Source organism: Streptomyces sp. NPDC107498, assembly GCF_055582805.1.
The window spans coordinates 146,306-168,636 of record NZ_JBVJPE010000017.1 but is presented as its reverse complement, the minus strand read 5'-3'; the positions used below and the strand labels follow the sequence as shown (position 1 = coordinate 168,636).

Annotated in this window: 16 protein-coding genes; 10 read left to right on the top strand and 6 right to left on the bottom strand. The window is 73.1% G+C overall.

Annotation, left to right across the window (positions count from 1 at the left end):
* Positions 1-113: 113 nt before the first annotated feature.
* Together rpsO and eccD are read right to left on the bottom strand one after the other, a co-directional pair.
* The gene (gene rpsO, locus ACZ66Z_RS27115) at positions 114-404 is read right to left on the bottom strand and encodes a 30S ribosomal protein S15 (protein ID WP_030693282.1); all 291 of its coding nucleotides are present in this window, start codon (positions 402-404) and stop codon (positions 114-116) included.
* A 187-nt stretch (positions 405-591) separates the two neighbouring features.
* A complete protein-coding gene (eccD, locus tag ACZ66Z_RS27110; protein ID WP_469937969.1) occupies positions 592-2,064 on the bottom strand; it encodes a type VII secretion integral membrane protein EccD in 1,473 nt (490 codons plus the stop codon).
* Between the two features lie 226 nt (positions 2,065-2,290).
* Between eccD and eccCa the strand changes: the two genes are divergently transcribed.
* A complete protein-coding gene (eccCa, locus tag ACZ66Z_RS27105; RefSeq protein ID WP_469937968.1) occupies positions 2,291-6,244 on the top strand; it encodes a type VII secretion protein EccCa in 3,954 nt (1,317 codons plus the stop codon).
* An 82-nt stretch (positions 6,245-6,326) separates the two neighbouring features.
* Positions 6,327-6,611 carry a DUF397 domain-containing protein gene (locus ACZ66Z_RS27100; RefSeq protein ID WP_469937967.1) on the top strand — a complete coding sequence of 95 codons (285 nt, stop codon included), beginning with the start codon at positions 6,327-6,329 and terminating at the stop codon, positions 6,609-6,611.
* Between the two features lie 93 nt (positions 6,612-6,704).
* Here ACZ66Z_RS27100 and ACZ66Z_RS27095 read toward each other — a convergent pair whose 3' ends face one another.
* The 4 genes from ACZ66Z_RS27095 to eccB all read right to left on the bottom strand — a co-directional run bounded on the left by ACZ66Z_RS27095 (position 6,705) and on the right by eccB (position 10,400).
* The gene (locus ACZ66Z_RS27095) at positions 6,705-6,995 is read right to left on the bottom strand and encodes a WXG100 family type VII secretion target (protein WP_469937966.1); all 291 of its coding nucleotides are present in this window, start codon (positions 6,993-6,995) and stop codon (positions 6,705-6,707) included.
* 53 nt (positions 6,996-7,048) lie between these two features.
* On the bottom strand, positions 7,049-7,399 hold the full coding sequence (locus ACZ66Z_RS27090; protein WP_469937965.1) for a WXG100 family type VII secretion target: 351 nt from the start codon (positions 7,397-7,399) through the stop codon (positions 7,049-7,051).
* 190 nt (positions 7,400-7,589) lie between these two features.
* On the bottom strand, positions 7,590-8,843 hold the full coding sequence (gene mycP / locus ACZ66Z_RS27085) for a type VII secretion-associated serine protease mycosin (protein ID WP_469937964.1): 1,254 nt from the start codon (positions 8,841-8,843) through the stop codon (positions 7,590-7,592).
* 12 nt (positions 8,844-8,855) lie between these two features.
* Entirely contained in the window at positions 8,856-10,400 is a 1,545-nt protein-coding gene (eccB, locus tag ACZ66Z_RS27080) for a type VII secretion protein EccB (protein WP_469937963.1), read from the bottom strand.
* Positions 10,401-10,590: 190 nt separating this feature from the next.
* Here eccB and eccE point away from each other — a divergent pair, with 190 nt between their 5' ends.
* The 8 genes from eccE (at position 10,591) to ACZ66Z_RS27040 (ending at position 22,150) form a co-directional block, all read left to right on the top strand.
* The gene (eccE, locus tag ACZ66Z_RS27075; RefSeq protein WP_469937962.1) at positions 10,591-11,895 is read left to right on the top strand and encodes a type VII secretion protein EccE; all 1,305 of its coding nucleotides are present in this window, start codon (positions 10,591-10,593) and stop codon (positions 11,893-11,895) included.
* The gene (locus ACZ66Z_RS27070) at positions 11,895-12,668 is read left to right on the top strand and encodes a hypothetical protein (protein WP_469937961.1); all 774 of its coding nucleotides are present in this window, start codon (positions 11,895-11,897) and stop codon (positions 12,666-12,668) included. Before eccE ends, ACZ66Z_RS27070 begins: the two co-directional genes overlap by 1 nt.
* 236 nt (positions 12,669-12,904) lie before the next feature.
* Positions 12,905-16,243, top strand: coding sequence for an SCO5717 family growth-regulating ATPase (locus ACZ66Z_RS27065; RefSeq protein WP_469937960.1), 3,339 nt, complete (start codon positions 12,905-12,907; stop codon positions 16,241-16,243).
* A 192-nt stretch (positions 16,244-16,435) separates the two neighbouring features.
* Positions 16,436-18,268 carry an ABC transporter substrate-binding protein gene (locus ACZ66Z_RS27060; protein WP_469937985.1) on the top strand — a complete coding sequence of 611 codons (1,833 nt, stop codon included), beginning with the start codon at positions 16,436-16,438 and terminating at the stop codon, positions 18,266-18,268.
* 3 nt (positions 18,269-18,271) lie between these two features.
* A complete protein-coding gene (locus tag ACZ66Z_RS27055; RefSeq protein WP_469937959.1) occupies positions 18,272-19,333 on the top strand; it encodes an ABC transporter permease in 1,062 nt (353 codons plus the stop codon).
* Positions 19,330-20,226, top strand: coding sequence for an ABC transporter permease (locus ACZ66Z_RS27050; RefSeq protein ID WP_469937958.1), 897 nt, complete (start codon positions 19,330-19,332; stop codon positions 20,224-20,226). The genes ACZ66Z_RS27055 and ACZ66Z_RS27050 overlap by 4 nt, the downstream gene beginning before the upstream one ends.
* On the top strand, positions 20,223-21,188 hold the full coding sequence (locus ACZ66Z_RS27045; protein ID WP_469937957.1) for an ABC transporter ATP-binding protein: 966 nt from the start codon (positions 20,223-20,225) through the stop codon (positions 21,186-21,188). Before ACZ66Z_RS27050 ends, ACZ66Z_RS27045 begins: the two co-directional genes overlap by 4 nt.
* Positions 21,185-22,150 (top strand): ABC transporter ATP-binding protein, encoded by a 966-nt coding sequence (locus ACZ66Z_RS27040; RefSeq protein ID WP_469937956.1) that lies wholly within the window; start codon positions 21,185-21,187, stop codon positions 22,148-22,150. Before ACZ66Z_RS27045 ends, ACZ66Z_RS27040 begins: the two co-directional genes overlap by 4 nt.
* The last annotated feature ends 181 nt before the right edge of the window (positions 22,151-22,331 follow it).

Sequence of the window (22,331 nt, the reverse complement as noted above, 5' to 3'; positions counted from 1 at the left end):
TCACGCTCGTCGTATGGGGTTGTGCGACCAGACTAAGTGCCGATGCGCACTTTGTGCACGTACAGCAAAGGGAGCGGCCCCCTGAAAGTGGGAACCGCTCCCTTCACGGCGTCTTACTTGGCGCCGCCGGCCGCACCGCGGCGGATGCCGAGGCGGTCGACCAGCGCACGGAAGCGCTGGATGTCCTTCTTGGCCAGGTACTGCAGCAGGCGGCGGCGCTGGCCGACCAGGATCAGCAGACCACGGCGGGAGTGGTGGTCGTGCTTGTGCTGCTTGAGGTGCTCGGTCAGGTCCGAGATGCGGCGGGACAGCATCGCGACCTGGACCTCGGGGGAGCCGGTGTCGCCCTCCTTGGTGCCGAACTCGGCCATGATCTGCTTCTTGACAGCGGCGTCGAGAGCCACGCGGATCTCCTCTTGGTGTTCGTGCGCCCGCGAGTGCCCCTGGTCCATTTCTCAGGGGAAGCTTCCGTGACTCGACGGGCGAAGGTCCGATGGGCGCAGCTTCCAGGGCCCGGGAGGGCTTCCGGGAGCGCGTACACAAACGGCCGTCACACAGCGTACCAGCTCGCCCGAGCGCCCCGGCTCCCCCCTACTTGCTGGTGAGGGAGCGGACCTGGGTGAAGACGTCGAGGACCGCGAGGCAGAGCGGGACGAGGGAGAGCAGGACGAAGCCCTCGGCGAGGTCGAGGAGGCGGCCCCAGAAGGGCGAGAGGCCCTTCTTCGGGATGATCAGGCCGATCGCGGTGATCAGCGAGGCGCCGGCGGCGACGGCGGCGGTGAGCCAGATCGTCCGGATGTCGAGGCCGCCGCGGTCCCCGTACATGAGGAGGTCCTTGACCAGGTCGGCCGGCGGGTTGAGGGAGAGGCCGAGGACGAGCAGCGCGATGGCGGCGATGCCGGCGACGAGGACGCAGGCGACCTGCGAGGTGTACCGGAAGAGGCGGGCGCGCAGCAGCATCGCGAGGCCGGCGGCGAGGGCGAGGAGCTGGCCCCAGACGTTCCCGGCGAAGCCGAGGACGGCGGCGGAGCCGACGACGACGGCCGCGCAGCCGCCGACCAGGCCGAGGAGCATCTCGTGGCCGCGGCGGGCCTGGAGCGCGATGCGCTCGCCGTCGACGGGCTGCGCCTCCTCGCCCTGCTGCGGGTCGGCGGAGAAGTCGTCGTCGGCGGCGCTGCGCGGGGCGGCGTAACCGATGGGGAGGCGGGCGAAGCGGGCGGAGAGGCCGGGCAGGAAGGCGACGAGACCGATGGCGACGGGGGCGCAGGTGGCGGCGGCGTCGGTGGCGGTGGTCTCGGTGAGGATCATCAGGAAGGTGGCGAGGGTGCCGACGCCGGCGAGGAAGGTGGCGGCGACGAAGGGGGCGTCGCCGCTGGGGGTGAGCGCGACGAGGGCCACGGAGACGACGAGGACGGTGACGGAGCCGAGCAGGAACTGCAGGCGGCCGGGGCCCTGGCCGGCGTCGGGGGCGATGATGCCGGAGCCGGCGATGAGGAGCAGCGGCAGTGCGCCCAGGCCGAGGGCGACGGCGGTGGCCCGGTCCGCGTAGACGCGGGCGCGGACGCCGGCGAAGGCGGTGAGGAGGAGGCCGGCGGCGCCCGCGATGATCCCGGGGAGGCTGTGCATGTCGTGGCGGACCGGGTCGGCGAACCAGAGGACGAAGCCCATGAGGACGAGGAGCAGCACGCCGCCGAGGAGTCCGGCGCCGCGCAGCAGGTCGTCGCTCCACAGGTGCCGGTCGCGGGTGACGGCGGAGGCGACGGCGTCGGAGACGTCGTCGTAGACGGCCGGCGGGAGGGACTGGGCGAAGGGGCGCAGCGAGAGCACCTCGCCGTCGAGGACCTGCTGGGCGACGAGGGTGCGGGCGCCGTCGAGGACGGATCCGTCGCGGCGGACCAGGTGGTAGCCGGTCGGTGTGCCCGGTGCCTGGGTCTGGCCGGTGAGGCGCAGGATCTCCGGGTAGACGTCGGCGACGGCGATGTCCTCGGGGAGCGCGACGTCGATGCGGCTGTCCGGCGCCACGACGGTGACGCGGCAGAAGCCGGTCGTTGCGGTCGTACTCACGTGTGTGGACCCCCTGATTCGCGGTTGCGGCCGTCCGGTTCGCGGTTGCGCCCGTCCTGATTCGCGGTTGCGCACGATGCGCGCGCCACCCTACCGGGGACGACCGGTGAGGGCTGCAAGTAGGATCGCCGTCCCATGGGGGAAGTCCGCGCACTCGACTGCCGACAGGGGTGGCGTGCGGATGCTCCCGCCACGAGCCCGCCTCCAACGAGGGATTGATGCGCCGGTGAGCCAGATCGTCGTCAAACGCCCGCCGAGGTCCCTTCCTCCGGAAGTGCCCGGTGAGGAGCTGGTCCTGGAGTCTCCGCCGGAACTTCCGCGGGGACAGCAGGAGTCGGCGTTGATGCAGCTCCTGCCGATGCTCGGCATGGGCTCGTCGGTCGTCTTCTTCTTCATGACGCCGTCGCCGATCATGCGGATCATGGGCACGCTGATGCTGGTGTCGACGGCCGGAATGGCCGTCGCCCAGTTCGTCAGATTCCGGCGCGGTACGCAGGGGCAAATGGCCGATGTCCGCCGCGACTACCTCAAATACCTCGCGCAGACCCGGCGTACGGTCCGGCGCACCGCCCGCAAGCAGCGGGACGCGCAGCTGTATCTGCACCCCGCTCCCGAGCAGTTGTGGTCGGTGGTGGCCGAGGGGTCCCGGGTGTGGGAGCGCCGGGTCGGCGACCACGACTTCGGACAGGCGCGGATCGGCCTCGGGGCACAGCAGTTGGCGACTCCCCTGGTGGCGCCGGACACGGCTCCGGTGGACGAGCTGGAGCCGCTGTGCGCGGGGGCGATGCAGCAGTTCCTCGCGGTGCACGGCACGCTGGACGGGCTGCCGATGGCGGTCTCGATGCGGGCCTTCTACCACGTGACGGTGTCGGGCGACCCGGAGTCGGCGCAGGCGGCGGCGCGGGCCCTGGTCTCGCAGCTGGTGACGCTGCACTCCCCCGAGGACCTGATGCTCGCCGTGGTGGCGGCGCGGCCGGCGCAGGAGCGCTGGGACTGGACGAAGTGGCTGCCGCACACGCAGGTTCCCGGGCAGGTCGACGGGGCGGGCACGAAGCGGCTGTTCGGCGACGACCTCGGTGAGCTGGAGCAGCTGGTCCGCGCGAAGCTGGAGGGGCGGACGCGGTTCTCCCGGGAGAGCCAGCCGGTGCTCGACCAGCCGCACGTGGTGGTGGTCCTGGATGGCGGGATGGTGCCGCCGGACTCGCTGCTCGCGGCGCCCGAGGGCCTCCAGGGCGTGACGATCGTGGAGGTCGTCTCCGGTGAGCTCGACGAGCCGCGCGGTGGTCTCTCGGTGGTGGTGCGGCCCGGCCGGCTGCGCCTGGAGTCGGGCGGCGGCTTCGCGTACGAGGGGCTGCCGGACGGCATCTCGCTGCCGGCGGCCGAGGCGCTGGCCCGGCAGCTGGCGCCGCTGCGGACGGGCGGCGGGGACGACGACGAGCCGCTGCTCGCCAACCTGGACTTCACGGACCTGCTGAACCTGGGCGACGCGGCCTCGGTGGACGTGACGCGGACCTGGCGACCCCGGTCGGTGGCCGAGCGGCTCCGGGTGCCGATCGGTGTCGGCGAGGACGGCCAGCCGGTCATGCTGGACCTGAAGGAGGCGGCGCAGGAGGGCATGGGCCCGCACGGCCTGTGCGTCGGTGCGACGGGTTCCGGAAAGTCGGAGCTGCTGCGCACGCTGGTCCTCGGTCTGGCGGTGACGCACTCCTCGGAGACGCTGAACTTCGTCCTGGCGGACTTCAAGGGCGGTGCGACCTTCGCGGGCATGTCGCAGATGCCGCACGTGGCGGCGGTCATCACCAACCTCGCGGACGACCTGACGCTGGTCGACCGCATGGGCGACGCGATCCGCGGCGAGCTCCAGCGGCGCCAGGAGCTGCTGCGCTCGGCGGGCAACTACGCGAACATCCACGACTACGAGAAGGCGCGGGCGGCGGGGGCCCCGCTGGAGCCGCTGGCCTCGCTGGTCCTGGTGATCGACGAGTTCTCCGAGCTCCTCACCGCCAAGCCGGACTTCATCGACATGTTCATCCAGATCGGCCGCATCGGCCGCTCGCTGGGCGTGCACCTGCTGCTCGCCTCGCAGCGCCTGGAGGAGGGCAAGCTGCGGGGCCTGGACACGTACCTGTCGTACCGGATCGGTCTGCGGACCTTCTCGGCGGCGGAGTCGCGGACGGCGATCGGCGTGCCGGACGCGTACCACCTGCCGTCGGTGCCCGGTTCGGGCTATCTGAAGTTCGGCACGGACGAGATGACCCGCTTCAAGGCGGCGTACGTGTCGGGGACGTACCGGACGGGCGGGCCGCGCCTCGAGATCGGGCAGCTGCCGGTGGAGCGGCGGCCCGCGCTGTTCACGGCGGCGCCGGTGCCGGTGGTGTACGCGGCGCCGGACCCGGCCTATCTGACGGCGCAGCGCGCCGAGGAGGACGACGCGCTCGCGGACACGGTCCTCGACGTGATCGTGCGGCGACTGGAGGGCCAGGGGGTGCCGGCGCACCAGGTGTGGCTGCCGCCGCTCGACCAGGCGCCCTCGCTCGACCAGCTGCTTCCGGGGCTCGCGCAGACGGCGGACCGGGGGCTCACGGCGACGGAGTACACGCGTCAGGGCGGGCTCACGGTGCCGCTCGGCCTCATCGACAAGCCCTTCGAGCAGCGGCGCGAGGTGCTGTACCGGGACTTCTCGGGCGCGGCCGGCCACATGATGGTGGTCGGCGGTCCGCAATCCGGCAAGTCGACGATCATGCGGACGCTGGTCTCCTCCTTCGCGCTCACCCACACCCCGGCCGAAGTGCAGTTCTACTGCCTGGACTTCGGCGGCGGCGGCATGGTCTCGCTGGCCGACCTGCCGCACGTCGGCGGGGTGGCGTCCCGGCTCGACCCGGAGCGGGTGCGCCGGACGGTCGCGGAGGTCATGGGCGTCCTGAACCGGCGGGAGGAGTTCTTCCGCTCGCACTCCATCGACTCGATCGCGACCTACCGGCGCAAGCGGGCCGCGGGTGAGCTGCCGGGCGAGGCCTGGGGCGACGTGTTCCTGATCGTGGACGGCTGGGGCGGCTTCCGCAACGACTACGACGTGCTGGAGCCGATCGTCGCCGACATCGCGGCGCGGGGCCTGGGCTACGGCATCCACGTGGTGATCACCGCCGCCCGGTACATGGAGGTGCGGGCGGCGCTCAAGGACCAGATGCTGGGCCGGCTGGAACTGCGGCTCGGGGACGTCATGGACTCCGAGTTCGACCGCAAGGTCGCGGCGAACGTGCCGACCGGGGTGCCGGGCCGTGGCCAGGTGCCGGAGAAGCTGCACTTCATGGGGGCGCTCCCGCGGATCGACGGGTCGAGCTCGGCCGCCGACCTGGCGGAGGGCACGTCGGCGTTCGTGAAGGCCGTGAAGGCGAGCTGGACCGGGGCCCCGGCGCCGGCGGTGCGGCTGCTGCCGCGCAGGCTGCCGGCGGAGCAGCTGCCGAAGGGCTTCGAGTACCCGCAGCACGGCATCGCGATCGGCATCGACGAGACGAACCTGGAGCCGGTGTTCGTCGACTTCGAGTCGGATCCGTTCTTCCTGATCTTCGGCGAGAGCGAGTCCGGCAAGACGGCGCTGCTGCGGCTGATCGCCAAGCAGCTGTGCGAGCGGTACTCGCCGGAGCAGGCGCGGATCGTGGTGGGCGACTACCGGCGGACGATGCTGGAGGCCGTGGCGCCCTCGCACCTCCTGGAGTACGCGCCGATGGCCTCGGCCATGCAGATGCACATGGACGCGATCAACACGGTGATGACGAAGCGGGCGCCGAAGCCCGACATCACGCCGCAGCAGCTGCGCGACCGCAGCTGGTGGTCGGGTCCGCAACTGTTCGTCCTGGTGGACGACTTCGAGCTGGTGGCCACCAACTCGGGCAATCCGCTGGCCGTTCTGGTGGAGAACCTGCCGTTCGCGCGGGACGTCGGCATCCGGTTCATCGTGGCGCGCAGCCAGGCGGGCGCCTCCCGCGCGATGTACGAGCCGTTCATGCAGCGGATGCGGGAGCTGGGCGCGCAGGGCGTGCTCCTCTCCGGCGATCCGCAGGAGGGCGACATCCTGGGCGGCGTCCGGGCGCGGCCGATGCCTCCGGGCCGGGGCACGTTCGTGTCGCGCAAGCGCGGGACGCCGCTGGTGCAGCTGGGCTGGCTGCCGGAACAGCACTGAGCTCCCGGAACGGCCCCGAGCGGAGCGGTCCCTCCCACTACTGTGGGAGGGACCGCCGTACCACCGCGAAGGGATTGCGCCGATGACCGACGCCCACGAGACCGCCGCCGAGAGCGCGGACGCCGCGCTGGCCGCCGAGAAGCAGCGTCAGAAGGACGAGCTGTACGCGCTCGACATCTCCGGCGTGGAGTGGCAGGGCGCGCCGGGGACGAGCCCGGACGAGGAGCGCGTGGAGATCGCGCGGCTGCCCGAGGGCGCGGTGGCGATGCGCTCGTCGCTCGACAAGGACACGGTGCTGCGGTACACGAAGGCCGAGTGGGACGCGTTCGTCCTGGGCGCCAGGGACGGCGAGTTCGACCTGCGGTGAGGGGTACGCGTGAGGGGGTGGCCCGTCGAACGGGCCACCCCCTCACGCGTGTTCACCAGGTCTCACGACGAGCGCGGACCCGGGTCGGCGGACTCACATCATGCGGAAGCGAGCCGCGTTGCCCTTGTCGGTGTCCTGGTAGCCCACGACCGAGTCGTCGAGGAGCTGGGCGATGCGCGCCAGGTCCTGGTTCATGCCGGCCATGTCGCGGGTCAGGCGGTCCTGGCTCTCGCGGTAGGCGATCTTCGCCTCGCCCTCCCAGTTGGAGGCGACGCGGTTGACCTCGGCCATGAGGTCGTCGAGCTTCTGCGTGAGGGTGGTGGAGGTCAGGCGGGTGTCGGCCGCCGCCTGCGTCACGGTGTCGTAATTGACCGCAGTGGTCATGGTGATGACTCCTGAAGTGAGAGTGGCGCGGAGGACTGGTCGGGTCGGACGGCTCAGACGCCGAGGATGGCGCTCTGGCCACCGGAGGCGCCGCCGCCGGAGCCGCTGTCCATCTGGCGGAAGGACCGCATGCGGTCCTCCTCCTCCTGCGAGAACCCGTCGGCGCTCATGCGCATGATCTCCTCGAGCTTGCTGAGCTCGGCGCGCATGCTGCGCAGACGCTGGTTCAGGTCGTTCTGGACCCGGTCGTACTCCTTGCTCGCAGCGCCCTGCCAGCCCGCCTGGACGCGGTCCACCACGCCGTTGAGGGAGGTGATGCGGGACTGGAGCTCGTCGGAGAAGTCCTGGATCCGGCCGGCGAGCTTGATCTGTTCGGCACTGGTTACGTTCAGGTCTTTCGACATCTTGCCCCTTCTTCCTTCGGTGGCTGCGACGGACCGGCCGTCGGGCCATCCGGTCGTGATGCGGACGGGAATCTTCTGATGCCGCCCCCGTGCTGGGTTCGCACTGCCGTGCCCCCAGCGGTCACTGTAGCCATTGACGGCGGCAGTTCCAACTGCAAAGGAAGGACCCGATACTTGACCGGTACGCGCGTCATCGGGCCTCCCTCCTGCGGCGGCTGTCGCGGATCACGGTGGCCGTCCCGGCGACCACGGCCACCAGGACGCCTCCGATCCCCAACGTGTAGGTGGCGAGCCGTTCGGAGCGCTCCTGGGGCGTCTCCGACAGCGCCAGACGGGCCGGCTCGGGAGCCGGCGGTCTGGGCGGGCCCGGGTCGGGCACGGGCGAGGAGGCGGGCGTCCCGGGGAGGTCGGCGAGCGCCCGTACCGGGTCGACCACGCCCCAACCGACGTGGTCGTCGCGCCCGTTGACCGAGCGGACGGCGGTCTGCTCGATCCGGGTGACGATCTGGGCCGCGCTCCACTTCGGGTACTTGGCGCGGAGCAGGGTGGCGACGCCGGCGACGTACGGGGCGGAGAAGCTGGTGCCGTTGTCGACGCACTGGCCGCCGCCGGGGACGGTGGAGACGATGTCGACGCCGGGCGCGGCGACGCCCACCATGGGGCCGGACTGGGAGAAGGCGGCGCGTTCGTTGTTCCGGTCGGAGGAGGCGACGGCGAGGACGCCGGGGAAGGCGGCCGGGTAGGTCTTCTTGAGGGCCCCGTCCATGCCGTCGTTGCCGGCGGAGGCGACGACGACGACGTCCTTCTCGACGGCCCGGGCCACCGCCTTGGCCATGGGCGATTCCGGGCCCAGCGGCTGGGTGGTGTCCTGCGAGATGTTGATCACCTTCGCGCCCTTCAGGACGGCGTGGTCGATCGCCTGCGCCATCGTGTCGGACTTGCCGCTGTTCTTCTCGTCGTTCTGCCGGATCGGGATGATCGTGGCCTCGGGCGCGAGGCCGACGAAGCCGGTGCCCTTGCGGGGGCGGGCGGCGATGATGCCGGCGACCTTGGTGCCGTGGCCGACCTCGTCGACGGTGCCGTCGGTCTTGCCGCGCTTGTCGTCGCCGAAGGAGGGGTTCTCCTTGTCGGGCTTGAGGTAGTCCTTGCCCGACGCGGCGTCGACGGCGGCGCGCAGCTGCGGGTTGACGTCGTCGACCCCGGTGTCGATGACCGCGACCCGGACGCCCTTGCCCTTGGTGTCCTGCCACAGCTCGTCGAGGAGGACCCGTTGGAGCGGCCAGGGGATGCCCTCGATCTGCTTCTTCATGGGGAAGGTGCACTCGCCGCTGCCGTCGAGGGACGGGCCGTCGTGGCGAGCCGGGGCGGCCGCGGCGGGGGCGGCGAGCAGGGCCGTGAGGGTGCCCGCGGCGAGCAGGGCGGCCGTGCGGTACGTCGTCGTCACCGGTGTCACCTCCTAGGAACCCTGCGGCTGGCGCGCGCTGTTGGTGTCGAGCCGGGGCCCCTTCGACAGGAACTCCGACCATTCCATCGGGACGAGGACCGGCATGACCTTCGCGTAGCCGAGACGCTTCTGGGCGTCGCTGGGTTCCGGTCGTCCGTCGGTCTGCTTCTGTTCGCCGGCGCCGATCTCGGAGCGGGCCGAGTCGCTGTCGCCGTTGGCCTGGACGGCGTACCGCAGGCCGGTGTCGGTGACGAGGAAGAGGGAGCCGTCGGGCGTCTTCTGCCTGCCCTGGATCTGGGTGTAGAGCAGGCCGGTGCCGGGGGTGACGTACGTGCTGGTGCCGCCGGCCGTGATGTCGGCGGGGTACTCGGGGCCGGCCCAGGTGGTGAGCGTGGTGTCGCCCTTCTCGTCGACGTCGGTGAGGACGCTGCAGACGGTGTCGCGGGCGCCCTCGCCGGTGGCCGCGTTGACCTGGGTGGACTTCAGCGTCGGCCAGCGGACGCCGGCGTGGAAGACGGTGGGGTCCGGGACGAAGGAGGAGGCGTCGACGGTGGTGGCCTTGCCGTCCATGTCGAGGTTGCCGGTCTCCGGGGAGTTGATGAGGAGCCAGGCGGTGAAGGGGGTGACGGGCTGGACCTTGCCGGCGAGCACGACGTAGTACTGCGGGCCGGAGCCGGTCTGGGCCAGGAGGACCATGCCGATCCGGTTCTCGGTCCCGGTGAGGGTGTTGCCGGGGATGCCGGCGGAGTCGCCGACCGTGCCGTCGATGTGCGGGAAGTCGACCTCGTCGCCGGTCTTCAGGGTGGCGAGCCAGTCGTCGGTGACGGCCTGCGGCTCCTTGCCGAGGCCGACGAGGGCGGTGAGGAGCCCGGGACGGTCGGACTTCACCGGGTACTTGGTGCCGGTGTGGTCGACGAGGAACTGGGCGTTCCCCTTCTGGCCCTTGACGTACAGGACCTGCCCGTTCTTCAGCTGGTTGTCGCCCTCGGTCCGCTTCGCGTCGCGCTGGGCGAGGAGGAAGGTCGCCTTCTGGACGCTGGCGCCCCTGCCTCCGCCGGGCTGCTCGCAGACGGCCCAGCGCTTCTCCGTGCCGGCGTCCTCCGCGACGGGCAGCCGGTCGGGGGCGTACGGGATGCCGAGGATGGGCCCGCGCGGCGGTTTGCCCTCGTCGAGCTTCTTGTCGTCGACCTGGATGACCTGGAACTGGTCGGGGTTGAGCAGCAGTCGGGCGGAGGCGAGGTTGAGGACGGGGTGGAGCAGGGTCTTCTTGTCCTTGCCCTTGCCGGTCTCCAGGACGACGTACCGGGTGGTCGACTGCTTGCCGACGATGACCCGGGTGCCGGGGGTGTCCCAGCCCTTGGGGGCGGTGGGCTTGAACATGCCCCAGGCGCCGAATCCGGCGACGACGAGCGCGGAGACGATCAGGCCGGGGAGGACCGCGCGCAGCGGCTTCGGCGCCCCCTCCTCCGTACCGGAGGGCGAGGGTTGGAGGAATGCCGCCACCGTGCGCTTCTTCGCAAAGGTGTACGCGTTGAGCTCGTCCCGCCGCGATGCCATGAGTCCCCATTCTCGTCAGGCGCGATCTTCGCGCGGCGCTCCGGGGTGGTGACACCCGGGCCCCGGCCTTCGGACCGGCCCCCTACTATGCCTGCTGTCCCGTGGGGTTCGTGGGGCGGGTAGGGTGATCCGGCCGCCAAAGCCCTGGCGGGCCAGGGTCATCGGGACGAATTGAGGGGGATTCTCCATCATGGCTTCCGTGAGGCGGAGGCGGCCCGCCGCGGCCGCTGCCTCCACACCCCCGTCCACGGGTCCCGTCCCCGCGGTCGCACCGCGGCTCCAGGCCCGTCCGGGACACTTCGGTTCGTTCCGATTGCAACAGCTCGTACTGATCGAGGTGGCGGCGGCGCTGCTGCTCCTCGCCTGGGTCGTCGAGCCGATGCTGCTCGTCCCCGCGGGCGTGCTCGCCGTCGTGCTCGTCCTGCTCGCCGTGGTGCGCCGGCACCGGCGTTCGCTGCCCGAGTGGCTCGGCACCTTCCTCGCGCTGCGCGCCCGCTCGCGCCGGGCCGCGTCGCTCACGGTGCCGGAGGGCACCGAGCCGGGGCTCGCGCCGCTCGTGGAGTGCGATCCGGCGCTGCGGACCTACGCGTACAGCGACCGCGACCGGCGTCCGGTCGGGATGGTCGGCGACGGCACCTTCCTGACCGCCGTCCTGCGGGTCGAGTCGGACGGCACGGCGCTGCGCCCGGACCGGGCGGCGAAGCCGCTGCCCGTCGGGCTCGTCCGGGACGTGCTGAGCGTGGACGGCATCCGGCTGGAGTCGGCGCAGATCGTGCAGCACACGCAGCCGGCGCCCGCCCCGCACCTGCCCGCGCAGTCGATGGCCGCCCGCAACTACGGGCCGCTCCAGGCGCAGACGGGTTCGCCCGCGGTGCGCATCACCTGGATCGCGCTCAAGCTCGACCCCGAGCTCTGCCCGGAGGCGGTCGCCGCGCGCGGCGGCGGCATGACCGGCGCCCAGAAGTGCGTGGTGCGCGCGGCGGACCAGCTGGCGAGCCGGCTGGCCGGCGCCGGGTTCCGGGCGAGCGTGCTGACGGAGCAGGAGCTGACCTCGGCGCTCGCCACGTCGAGCTGTGCCAGCCCGATGGCGATCGCGCAGGCGGGCCGGGGCCAGGCGCAGGGGCGCCGGACCCAGGAGACCGCGCGGACCTGGCGGGTGGACGACCGGCGGCACACGACGTACTGGGTGGGGCGCTGGCCCCAGTTGGGCGGCCGGAGCGGCGGCGCGGGCGCGTCGATGCCGCAGCTGGTGGCCCTGCTGACCTCGCTGCCCGCGCTCGCGACGACGTTCAGCCTGACGCTGAGCGGAGGGGACCGGCAGGAGGTGACGGTGACCGGGCACGTGCGGATCACCGGACGCAGCGACGAGGAACTGGTGGTCGCGCGGCACGAGCTGGAGCGTGCCGCGCGCGGGGTGAGGACGGGGCTGGTACGGCTCGACCGGGAACAGGTGCCCGGCATCCTGGCGACGCTTCCGCTGGGGGGTGCGCGCTGATGTCCACCGCTTCCTTCGGCACGTCGTCCGCCCCGGGCACGGCTTCCGCCCGGCGTACGGGGCGGACCTCCCGTCCCCGGTTCGGTTTCGGGCTCGTCGGGCCGCGCCGCGACCGGCACTCCGTCCCCGTGGAGCAACTGGAGGCGCTGGCCCTGCCGGTCGGCGACGACGGCATGGTGATCGGCGTGGACGCCGAGGGCCGCCCGGCCGTGCTCGGCATCAACCGGCCCGTCCCGTACGACGTCACCCTCATCGGCGGTCTGTGGACCGCGCAGGTGCTGGCCCTGCGGGCGGCCGCGACCGGCGCCCGGGTGGCGGTCGAGACCGGCCGCGCGCAGGCGTGGACGACCCTGGCGCAGGCGGCGGGCGGCGGGCAGCCGTGCATCACGCTGCACGACGTGGGCCGGGTGCCGCCGCAGGGCGCCTCGGCGGGCAGTCCGGTGGTCGTGGTGCGCGACTGCGGCATGCGGCCGCCGCGCGGCCGCGTCGTGTCGGCGCCCTGGCAGTCCGTGGTGACGCTGCTGCCCTATCTGAGCCCGGTCGCGCCCCGCCTCCTGGAGAAGTCCTCCCTGGTCGGCGTCCAGCGGGTGTCCCCGGACGAGGCGGCCCAGATCGGCCGCATCATGAGCCTGCCCCGGAACGAGCACGAGGCGCTGTCCACGCTCGCCGACGGGGTGACCCTCTGGTGCACGCCGAACGACCGCCAGTTCGTGATGACCCAGGCGACGGACGCCGAGACCGGATTGTTGGGCGGCGCCCGCCGGATGGACTGAGCGGTCGAGCGGCGGCCCCATGGCACGGGGCCGTTCACGTACGTCCGTTTTTGCATCGTTTTGAACGGTGGGGGTTCTCACTCTGCGGCGCGGCCGGGCCACTTGGGGCCCGGAAGGGTTCGCGGAGGCGGGCGCGGAGGGGCCGTCGGCCCTGCCCCGGCGCGCCCCACGGCGTTTAGGGTGGAAGGGCCCCGCCCACAACGGCACAAGGGTGCTCGACCACACCAGGAGGCAAAGTGAACGGCGATCGCGACGAGATCCACGGGGGTTGGAATCCGCCCGCCGACGATCAGTCCGACGCGGATCCCGCCGAGATGACGGGTGAGTTCACCATCGACTACACCCCGCCCGCCTGGTACACGCAGAACGCGTCGGGCGGTACGGGGACGGGCGGTGTCGCTCCCCCGCCGCCGAGCGGAGCGCCGGTCGCCGTGCCGGGCCTCCCGGCGGGCGGCGGTTTCGAGCCCGGCTGGAACGTCGCACCGCCGGCGGCTCCCGCTCCTGTTCCGGCGGTCGAGCCGGTCGCGCCCGTCACCCCCGCCCCGGTGCAGCCGGGCGGCGCGGTGCCTCCGGCGGGGCTGCCTCCGTACGGCGCGCCGGGTGCGCCCGCGGCCGCCGCGCCGGTGGCCGTCACGCCCGGTCCCGGCACCCCTGCGGCCGGCGTTCCCGCGCCGTCGTTCCCGCCTGCTGCGCCGGTGCCCGGGCAGCCGGCGGCGCCCTTCGGCACGCCGGTGCCGGGCGCGCCGGTGTCCGACGCCGCACCGTCGCCCGCCGCCGCACCGTCGCCCGCCGCCGCGCCTTCCGTCCCGGCGCCCGCGCCGGTGGCGGCCGCGCCCGCGGCCTCGTTCGGGGGCGGGGACGTCGAGAGCGGCTCCACCATGCGCTTCTCCCCCGCCCAGCTCCAGCGCGAGATCGCCGAGCGCTCGGCGGAACGGCCGGAGACCGCGGGGGACTCCGCGACGCCCGTCGCCGACGAGGCGGCGGAGCCCGCCGCGGGCGAGGGGTCCGTCGAGCCCGGCGGCCCGACGGACACCGTCCAGGAATCCCCCGCCGCTCCCGGCGGGTCCGCCGGCGCGACGGGCACCGACGCCGCCGAGGCGCCGCGCTCGTCGGACGAGTCGGGTGCGTCGGACGGCGCGGACGGCTCTGCGAGTGCCGACGGCCCGGACGACGTGGAGAAGGGCGAGGCCGCCGACGCGACCGGGGCCGAAGCCGCCGACGACGCCGCGGGCACGGAGGACGAGCCTGCCGCACCCGCCGCGGAGACGGGGACGGAGACCGAGCCCGGCTCCGGGACCGGCGGCGCGACGGAGGCCTCCGCCGCTCCCGCCGCCGCCCCGCTTCCCGCCGCGCAGCCGGCCGCCGACGCGCCGCAGGGCTTCGGTCCCGGTGCGGCCCCCGGTCCGTACGACACCGCCGCGCAGCAGGCCGGCGCCGCTCCGGGGTCCTTCCCCGGCACCCCGTACCCCGCGCCGTACCCCGCCGGGGGACCGCAGGCCGGGGCCGGGCTGCCCCCGCTGCCCCCGTCCTTCCAGCCGGCCGCCCCCGAGCCCGCTCAGCAGTGGCCCGCGCAGCCCGCGCCCGGCGCCCAGCCGGTGCCGCCGGCCGCGCCGCTGCCGCCCACCGCCGCCTGGCCCGCCCCCGAGGCACCCGCGCCCGGCGGCGCCCCCGGTCCCGTGCCGCCGCAGGCCCAGCCCCAGGCGCCCGGCGCCTACGGCTACCCGCAGGCCCCGCAGACCCCCCAGCCCCCGGCGCCGCAGGGCGGTTACGGCTTCCCGCAGCCCGGGACGCCTCCGCAGCAGGCCGGTTACGGCTACCCGCAGCAGCCCGGAGTGCCCGGCGGCGTCCCGCCGCAGGCGCAGGCGCCGGCCGGCTACGGATACCCGCACCCGGGAGCCGTGCCCCCGCAGGCCCCGCAGGCGCCGTACGACGGTCAGCCGCCGGTGGATCCGCGGACCGGTGCCGCGTGGCCCTCGCCGGTGACGCACGACCAGCGGGAGCGGTCCGTGCCGGGCGCCCCGCTCGGGTACAACGCGGCCGTCGAGCTCTCCTCCGACCGACTGCTCCGCAACAACAAGCAGAAGCCCAAGTCCAGCCGGAACCCGGGCGCCGCCAACCGCTTCAAGCTCGGCGGCAGGAAGGAGGAGGCGGAGCGGCAGCGGAAGCTGGACCTGATCCGGACGCCGGTCCTCTCCTGCTACCGGATCGCGGTCATCTCGCTCAAGGGCGGTGTCGGCAAGACCACGACGACCACCGCGCTCGGCGCGACCCTCGCCACCGAGCGGCAGGACAAGATCCTGGCGATCGACGCCAACCCGGACGCCGGCACGCTGGGCCGCCGGGTGCGGCGCGAGACCGGGGCGACCATCCGCGACCTGGTGCAGGCGATCCCGTACCTCAACTCGTACATGGACATCCGCCGGTTCACCTCGCAGGCGCCCTCCGGTCTGGAGATCCTCGCCAACGACGTGGACCCGGCCGTCTCGACGACCTTCAACGACGAGGACTACCGGCGCGCGATCGACGTCCTCGGCAAGCAGTACCCGATCATCCTCACCGACTCGGGCACGGGCCTGCTGTACAGCGCCATGCGCGGGGTCCTCGACCTCGCCGATCAGCTGATCATCATCTCCACGCCCTCCGTGGACGGCGCCTCCAGCGCCTCGACCACGCTGGACTGGCTCTCCGCGCACGGCTACGCGGACCTGGTGCAGCGCTCCATCACGGTCATCTCCGGAGTCCGCGAGACCGGCAAGATGATCAAGGTCGAGGACATCGTGCAGCACTTCCAGACCCGCTGCCGCGGTGTCGTGGTCGTGCCCTTCGACGAGCACCTGGCGGCCGGCGCCGAGGTGGACCTCGACATGATGCGGCCGAAGACCCGGGAGGCGTACTTCCACCTCTCGGCGATGGTGGCCGAGGACTTCGTACGGGCGCAGCAGGCGCAGGGGCTGTGGACCGGGGACGGCCAGGGCGCCGCGCCCCCGCACATGGCCCCGCCGATGCCGGGTCAGCAGGGTCCGGGCCAGCCGATGCCCGGTCAGGCCGTACCGGGGCAGCCGTACCCGCCGCAGGGCTACCCGCAGCCCGGTCAGCCGATGCCGGGACAGCCGATGCCGGGCCAGGTGTCCGGCCAGTTCGCGCCCGGCCAGTTCGCGCCCGGCCAGCCGGCCCCCGGTCAGCCGTACGGGTCCCCGGCGGGCGCGCCCCACCCGCCGCAGCCCGGTCAGCCGGGTCAGCCGCAGCCCCAGGCCGGTCAGCAGCCCTACCCCCAGCCGGGGCAGCCCCAGCCGGGTCACCCCCGGCCCGGGCAGCCGATGCCGGGGCAGATGCCCGGACAGGCGCCCGGCCCGATGCCGGGTCAGTTCGACCCCGGCCGGCCCGCCCCCGGTCAGCCGTACGGGCCCCCGGCGGGCGCGCCCCACCCGCCGCAGCCCGGTCAGCCGGGTCAGCCGGGGGTGCCGCAGTCCTGGCAGCAGCCGCAGGACGGGAACGAGGGCCGACCGGGGCAGCCGCTGCCCCCGCAGGCCGACCCGCAGGGTCCTCCACAGGCACCGCCAGCCCCTCAGCAGTAGGGCGTCACAGGAATAGACCAATGAGGCTCCGTATCGGTTCACCGATACGGAGCCTCATGGCGTTCCCGCAGTCCACAAGGGGTTTGAGGGATCGTTGACGACGGCAGACCACCGCTGATACACCTTCGCTTCACCCATCGTCAGCCCAAGATCCACGACAGTAACTCCGACGCGAGGTCACGTCCCATGGTCATGGTCACGAAGGTTCCACCCCGCCCCGCCCCCGCCCGCAGAGCGCTCCGCCTGCTGCTCGCCACCGGTGTCGTCGCCGGCTCCCTCGCCGTCGTTCCCGGCACCGCGCAGGCGGAGGACGAGAAGTCCGGCGGCACCACCCTCACGGTCGCCGTCTCGCAGAGCATCGACTCGCTGAGCCCGTTCCTGGCCCAGAAGCTCACCTCGACCAGCATCCACCGGCTGGCGTACGAGTACCTCACGAACTACGACCCGAAGGACGCCCACACGGTGCCGGGCCTGGCGACCGCCTGGAAGTCCTCGCCCGACAAGCTGACGTGGACGTACACGATCCGCAAGGACTCGACCTGGTCCGACGGGCAGCGGGCCACCGCCGAGGACGCGGCCTGGACCTTCCGCACGATGATGACCGACCCGAACGCCGCCACCGCCAACGGCAGCTTCACCGCGAACTTCGCGCAGGTCACCGCCCCCGACCCGGAGACCCTCGTCATCCGGCTGAAGAAGCCGCAGGCGACGATGACGGCCCTCGACGTGCCGATCGTGCCGAAGCACGTCTGGGAGAAGGTCACCGACTTCTCGAAGTTCAACAACGACAAGGAGTTCCCGATCGTCGGGAACGGCCCCTTCGTCATCACGGACTTCAAGGTCGACCAGTACGTCAGGCTCAAGCCGAACAAGAAGTTCTGGCGGGGCGCCCCCCGGTTCGACGAGCTGGTCTTCAAGTACTACAAGGACGGGGACGCCGCCGTCGCCGCCCTGCAGAAGGGCGAGGTGTCCTTCGTGCCGAACCTGACGCCCGCCCAGGCGGCCGCGCTGAGGACCCAGAAGAACATCAAGGTCAACGACGCTCCCGGCCGCCGCTTCTACGCCCTCGCCACCAACCCGGGCGCCAAGGCCCGGGACGGGAAGACCTTCGGCAACGGGCACAAGGCGCTGCTCGACCCCGAGGTCCGCAAGGCGCTCTTCCTCGCCGTCGACCGCGCGACCCTCGTCGACAAGGTCTTCCAGGGCCACGCCGTCGAGGGCGAGGGGTACATCCCGCCTCGCTTCGGCTCGTACTTCTGGAAGCCGGGGGCCGCGCAGGAGCGGGCCTACGACCCGGCGCGGGCCGAGAAGGTCCTCGACGCCGCCGGCTACCGGAAGAACGCCGCCGGCAAGCGGGTCGGCAAGGACGGCAGGCCGCTGGACTTCCGGATCCTCTGCCACGCCACCGACCCGAACGACAAGGCGGTCGGCAAGTACCTCCAGGAGTGGTGGGGCAAGCTCGGCATCGGCCTGGAGGTCGAGTGCCTGGACAGCGTCTCCGACCCCTGGGTCAAGGGCGACTACGACCTCGCCTTCGACGGCTGGTCGGTCAACCCCGACCCGGACTACGTCCTCTCCATCCACACCTGCGGCACGCTCCCGGCGACCCCGAAGGACTCCGGCGCCACCGACAACTTCATCTGCGACGAGGAGTTCGACGGGCTCTACGCGCGGCAGGCGGTGGAGTACGACGCCGCCAAGCGGGCGGATCTGGTGAAGCGGATGCAGTCCCGGCTGTACGACACGGGGTACATGAACGTCATGGCCTACCCGAACGCCCTGGAGGCGTACCGCACGGACCAGATCAGGTCCATCACGACCATGCCCGAGGCCGCCGGGAACCTGTGGGGCCAGGACGGCTACTGGAGCTGGTGGTCGGCCGTGCCCGCGGCCCGGTCCGAGGACTCCGACGGCGGCTCGTCCACCGGGGTGGTCATCGGCATCGCCGTGGCCGCGGTGGTCGTCGTCGGCGTCGGCGTCCTCCTCGGACTGCGCCGCCGCTCCACCGCCGACGACCGCGAGTAGTACGTGACGACGGCAAGCACCCCCGCCGACGTGACGCGGGCCGAGAAGGCCCGCGTCACGGACGGCGCACCCCGCACCGGTTCCTCCCTCGGCTACCTCCGCCACGCGGCGGGGAAGCTGGGCGGCGCGCTCGTCTCGCTCCTCGCCGTCCTGGTCACCAGCTTCTTCCTCTTCCGGATCATCCCCGGTGACCCGGTGAAGGCGATGACCCACGGCCTGCCCACCTCGTCCGAGCAACTCGCCACGCTGAGGCGGCAGTTCGGTCTCGACCTGCCGCTGTGGCAGCAGTTCACCGACTACTGCGCCAAGGCGCTGAGCGGCGACCTCGGCACCTCGTTCCAGTTCCGCGCCCCCGTCGGGGACCTCATCGCGGAGAAGCTCCCGGCGACGCTGCTGCTCACCGGGGTCGCCGTGGTGATCTACTCGGCGCTCGGCCTGTGGCTGGGCACCCGCTCGGCCTGGCGGCACGGCGGTCTCGGCGACAGGCTGAACACCGGCATCGCGCTGACCCTGTGGTCCGTGCCCTCCTTCTGGCTCGGGCTGCTCCTCATCATCGTCTTCTCGGTCGGCATGGGGCCGGTCCCGGGGCTCTTCCCGACCGGCGGCATGGAGTCGGGCACGGGCGAGACCGGTTTCGCGTACGTCCTGGACGTCGCCCACCACCTGGTCCTGCCGGTGGTCACGCTCGTCGCGGTCGGCTACGCGCAGACGCTGCTCGTGATGCGCTCCTCGCTCCTCGACGAGATGGGCGGCGACTACCTGACGACGGCACGGGCGAAGGGGCTGCGGGACGACGCCGTGCGCCGCCGGCACGCCGTGCCGAACGCGCTCCTGCCGACCGTGACGATGATCTTCATCAACCTGGGCCACGTGGCGGCCGGTTCGATCCTGGTGGAGACGGTGTTCTCCTGGCCGGGGCTCGGCGGCCTCTTCTACCAGGCGCTGAGCGTGCCCGATCTGCCGCTCGTGCAGGGCCTGTTCGTGGTCTTCGCCGGAGCGATGATCCTGATGAACCTGATCGCCGACCTGCTCTATCCGCTGCTCGACCCCCGGGTGGGCCGATGACCTCTCCGACGACTTCCCTCGCATGGGAGCGCCGACGGCACACGGCGGCCCGCTTCTGGCGCGGCTACCGCACGCACCGGGCCGGTCTCCACGGTCTCGCCGGCCTCGCCCTGATCGCCCTGCTCGCGCTCGCCGCCCCGCTGGTCGTCGGCTCCGACGTGCAGTCGGTGACCCGGGCGCCGGGCACGGCCCTGGAGCCGCCGAGCGCCGAGTTCCCGCTCGGCACCGACCAGTTCGGGCGCTCGCTGCTCGGCCTGCTGATCTGGGGGGCCCGGATCTCGCTGCTCGTCGGCCTGCTCGCGGCGGTCCTCTCGGTCGCCATCGGGACCCTGGTGGGCGTCATCGCCGGGCACTACGGCGGCTGGTTCTCGACCGTCGTCATGCGGATCACCGACTGGTTCCTGGTGATGCCGACGCTGGTGCTCGCGATCGTCCTCGCCACCGTCATGTCCCGGTCGATGTGGACGGTGGTCCTGGCGATCGGCGTGACCTCCTGGCCCACCACCGCCCGCCTGGTGCGGGCGCAGACGATCGCGGTGGAGTCCCGTCCGTACATCGAGCGGGCGACCGCGCTCGGCGGCGGCCACCGGCACGTCATGACCCGGCACGTGCTGCCGAACGTGATGCCGCTGGTCCTCGCGCAGACCACCCTCGGCATCTCGACGGCCATCCTCACCGAGGCGACCCTCGCCTTCCTCGGCCTCGGCGACCCGACGGTGGTGTCGTGGGGCGGGATGCTCCAGGACGCCCGGGAGGCGGGCGCCGTCTCCTCCGGGCACTGGTGGTACCTGGCCCCGCCGGGGATCGCGATCGCCCTGGTCGCGCTCGCGTTCACGCTGTGCGGCCGGGCCGTGGAATCCGTACTGAACCCGAAGCTGGGGGTGGGGCGATGAGCCTCCTGGAGGTGCGGGGCCTCAAGGTGACGTACGGCTCCGGCGCGACCGCCGTGCCCGCCGTGCGCGGGGTCGACCTGACCCTGGAGCCGGGCACCAAGCTGGGCGTGGCCGGCGAGTCGGGGTGCGGCAAGTCCACGCTCGCGCTCGCGCTGCTGCGGCTGCTTCCGGCCTCGGCACGGATCGAGGGCGAGATCCTGCTCGACGGCGACGACGTCCTCGCCATGTCGTGGGGGCGGCTGCGGGCCGTGCGCTGGGCGGGCGCGTCGATCGTCTTCCAGGGCGCGATGCACTCGCTGAACGCGGTGCACCGGATCGGGGACCAGATCGCCGAGCCGCTGCTCGTGCACGGTCGGGCGACCCCGGCGGCGGCCCGCAGGCGGGTCGGCGAGCTGCTCGAACACGTCGGGCTTCCGGCGGCCCGGGCCGCCGCCCATCCGCACGAGCTGTCCGGCGGGCAGCGGCAGCGCGTGATGATCGCGATGGCGCTGGCCTGCGATCCGCGTCTGATCGTCGCGGACGAGCCGACGACCGCGCTCGACGTGATGATCCAGGCGCAGATCCTGCGGCTGATCGAGCGGCTCGTCGCCGAGCAGTCCATCAGCCTCCTGATGATCAGTCACGACCTGGCGGTCCTCGCCGACACCTGCGACCGGCTCGCCGTGATGTACGCGGGACGGGTCGTCGAGGAGGGGCCCGCGCGGGCGGTGTACGAGGCGGCCGAGCACCCGTACGGGCGGGCGCTGTCCTCGGCGTTCCCGCGCATCGGCGACCCGGCGTCCCGGCGGGCGCCGCGCGGCCTGCCGGGCGACCCGCCGGACCCGGGCGACCTGCCCGGCGGCTGCGCCTTCCGTCCGCGCTGCCCGGTGGCGGTGGACGCCTGCGCGGAGCACGACCAGGAACTGCGGGCGGCGGGCGCGGGACGCCGGGCCGCCTGCGTACACGTGGGGAGCACGTCATGAGCCTCCTGTCGGCGCGCGGACTGCACGTCACCTTCCCCGGGCGGCGGGGCGCGCCGCCCGCGCGCGCGGTGGACGGCGTGGACCTGGACATCGGCGCCGGCGAGATCGTGGCCCTGGTCGGCGAGTCCGGCTGCGGCAAGACGACGCTGGCCCGCTCCCTGCTCGGCCTGGTCCGGCCCACGTCCGGGGCGGTCGCCTTCGACGGGCAGCCGCTCGCGTACTCCTCCGGGGCGCTCCGGGCCTACCGGAAGCGGGCGCAGCTGGTCCTCCAGGACCCGAGCGGTTCGCTGAACCCCCGGCACACCGTGTACGACGCGGTGGCGGAGGGACTGCGGATCCACGGGTACGCGGGGGACGAGCGGGCGGCCGTCGGCGAGGCCCTCGCGCGGGCGGGCCTCCGCCCCCCGGAGCGGTTCTTCCTCCGGTACCCGCACGAGCTGTCCGGTGGCCAGCGGCAGCGCGTGGTCATCGCGGGCGCGCTCGTCCTGGAGCCCGAACTGATCGTCGCCGACGAGCCGGTGGCGTCCCTGGACGCGTCCGTGCGGGGCGAGATCCTGGCGCTGCTGCTGCGGCTCCGCGACGAACTGGGCCTGTCCGCGCTCGTGGTGACGCACGACCTGGGCCTCGCGTGGAACATCGCGGACCGGGTGGCGGTGATGTACCTGGGCCGGGTCGTGGAGACCGGCACGGTGGAGTCCGTCCTGACGGATCCTCAGCACCCCTACACGCGGGCACTGTTGTCGGTGCTTCCGGAGTCGGAGGGCGCCCCGGTGGTGCTGACCGGCGAGCCGCCGGACCCGTCCCGCATCCCGTCCGGCTGCCGCTTCCACGCCCGCTGCCAGCTCCTCGCCTCGGGCGAGGCGACGGCGGTCGCGGACCGCTGCCGGGGCGAGGACCTGCCGGTCCTGGGGGGTGGCGGGGGGCGGGCGGTGGCGTGCCACTGGACCGCACGAAACACCTGAGCCGCCCCTGGCGCGGGCGGCACCCGTCCCGCTGCGGGCAGCGCCCGCCGGGACCCGTTGTGGACTGCGCCCCCCGTTGTGGGCAATCGTTCCGCTGGACGAGGGGGTCCCCCTGCTCGAGCGGGACGATTGCCCACACGGCGGATGGCGGAAGCGCACCCCCGCCGGGCGCGGTCGCGGG

What these genes read in the sequence shown, in the direction of transcription:
- ACZ66Z_RS27070 (WP_469937961.1), top strand. Translation starts at nt 11,895, where the DNA reads ATGTCCACCGCTTCCTTCGGCACGTCGTCCGCCCCGGGCACGGCTTCC.
- ACZ66Z_RS27045 (WP_469937957.1), top strand. Translation starts at nt 20,223, where the DNA reads ATGAGCCTCCTGGAGGTGCGGGGCCTCAAGGTGACGTACGGCTCCGGC.
- eccB (WP_469937963.1), bottom strand. Translation starts at nt 10,400, where the DNA reads ATGGCATCGCGGCGGGACGAGCTCAACGCGTACACCTTTGCGAAGAAG.
- ACZ66Z_RS27060 (WP_469937985.1), top strand. Translation starts at nt 16,436, where the DNA reads ATGGTCACGAAGGTTCCACCCCGCCCCGCCCCCGCCCGCAGAGCGCTC.
- ACZ66Z_RS27100 (WP_469937967.1), top strand. Translation starts at nt 6,327, where the DNA reads ATGACCGACGCCCACGAGACCGCCGCCGAGAGCGCGGACGCCGCGCTG.
- ACZ66Z_RS27090 (WP_469937965.1), bottom strand. Translation starts at nt 7,399, where the DNA reads ATGTCGAAAGACCTGAACGTAACCAGTGCCGAACAGATCAAGCTCGCC.
- ACZ66Z_RS27095 (WP_469937966.1), bottom strand. Translation starts at nt 6,995, where the DNA reads ATGACCACTGCGGTCAATTACGACACCGTGACGCAGGCGGCGGCCGAC.
- ACZ66Z_RS27040 (WP_469937956.1), top strand. Translation starts at nt 21,185, where the DNA reads ATGAGCCTCCTGTCGGCGCGCGGACTGCACGTCACCTTCCCCGGGCGG.
- eccE (WP_469937962.1), top strand. Translation starts at nt 10,591, where the DNA reads ATGGCTTCCGTGAGGCGGAGGCGGCCCGCCGCGGCCGCTGCCTCCACA.
- ACZ66Z_RS27050 (WP_469937958.1), top strand. Translation starts at nt 19,330, where the DNA reads ATGACCTCTCCGACGACTTCCCTCGCATGGGAGCGCCGACGGCACACG.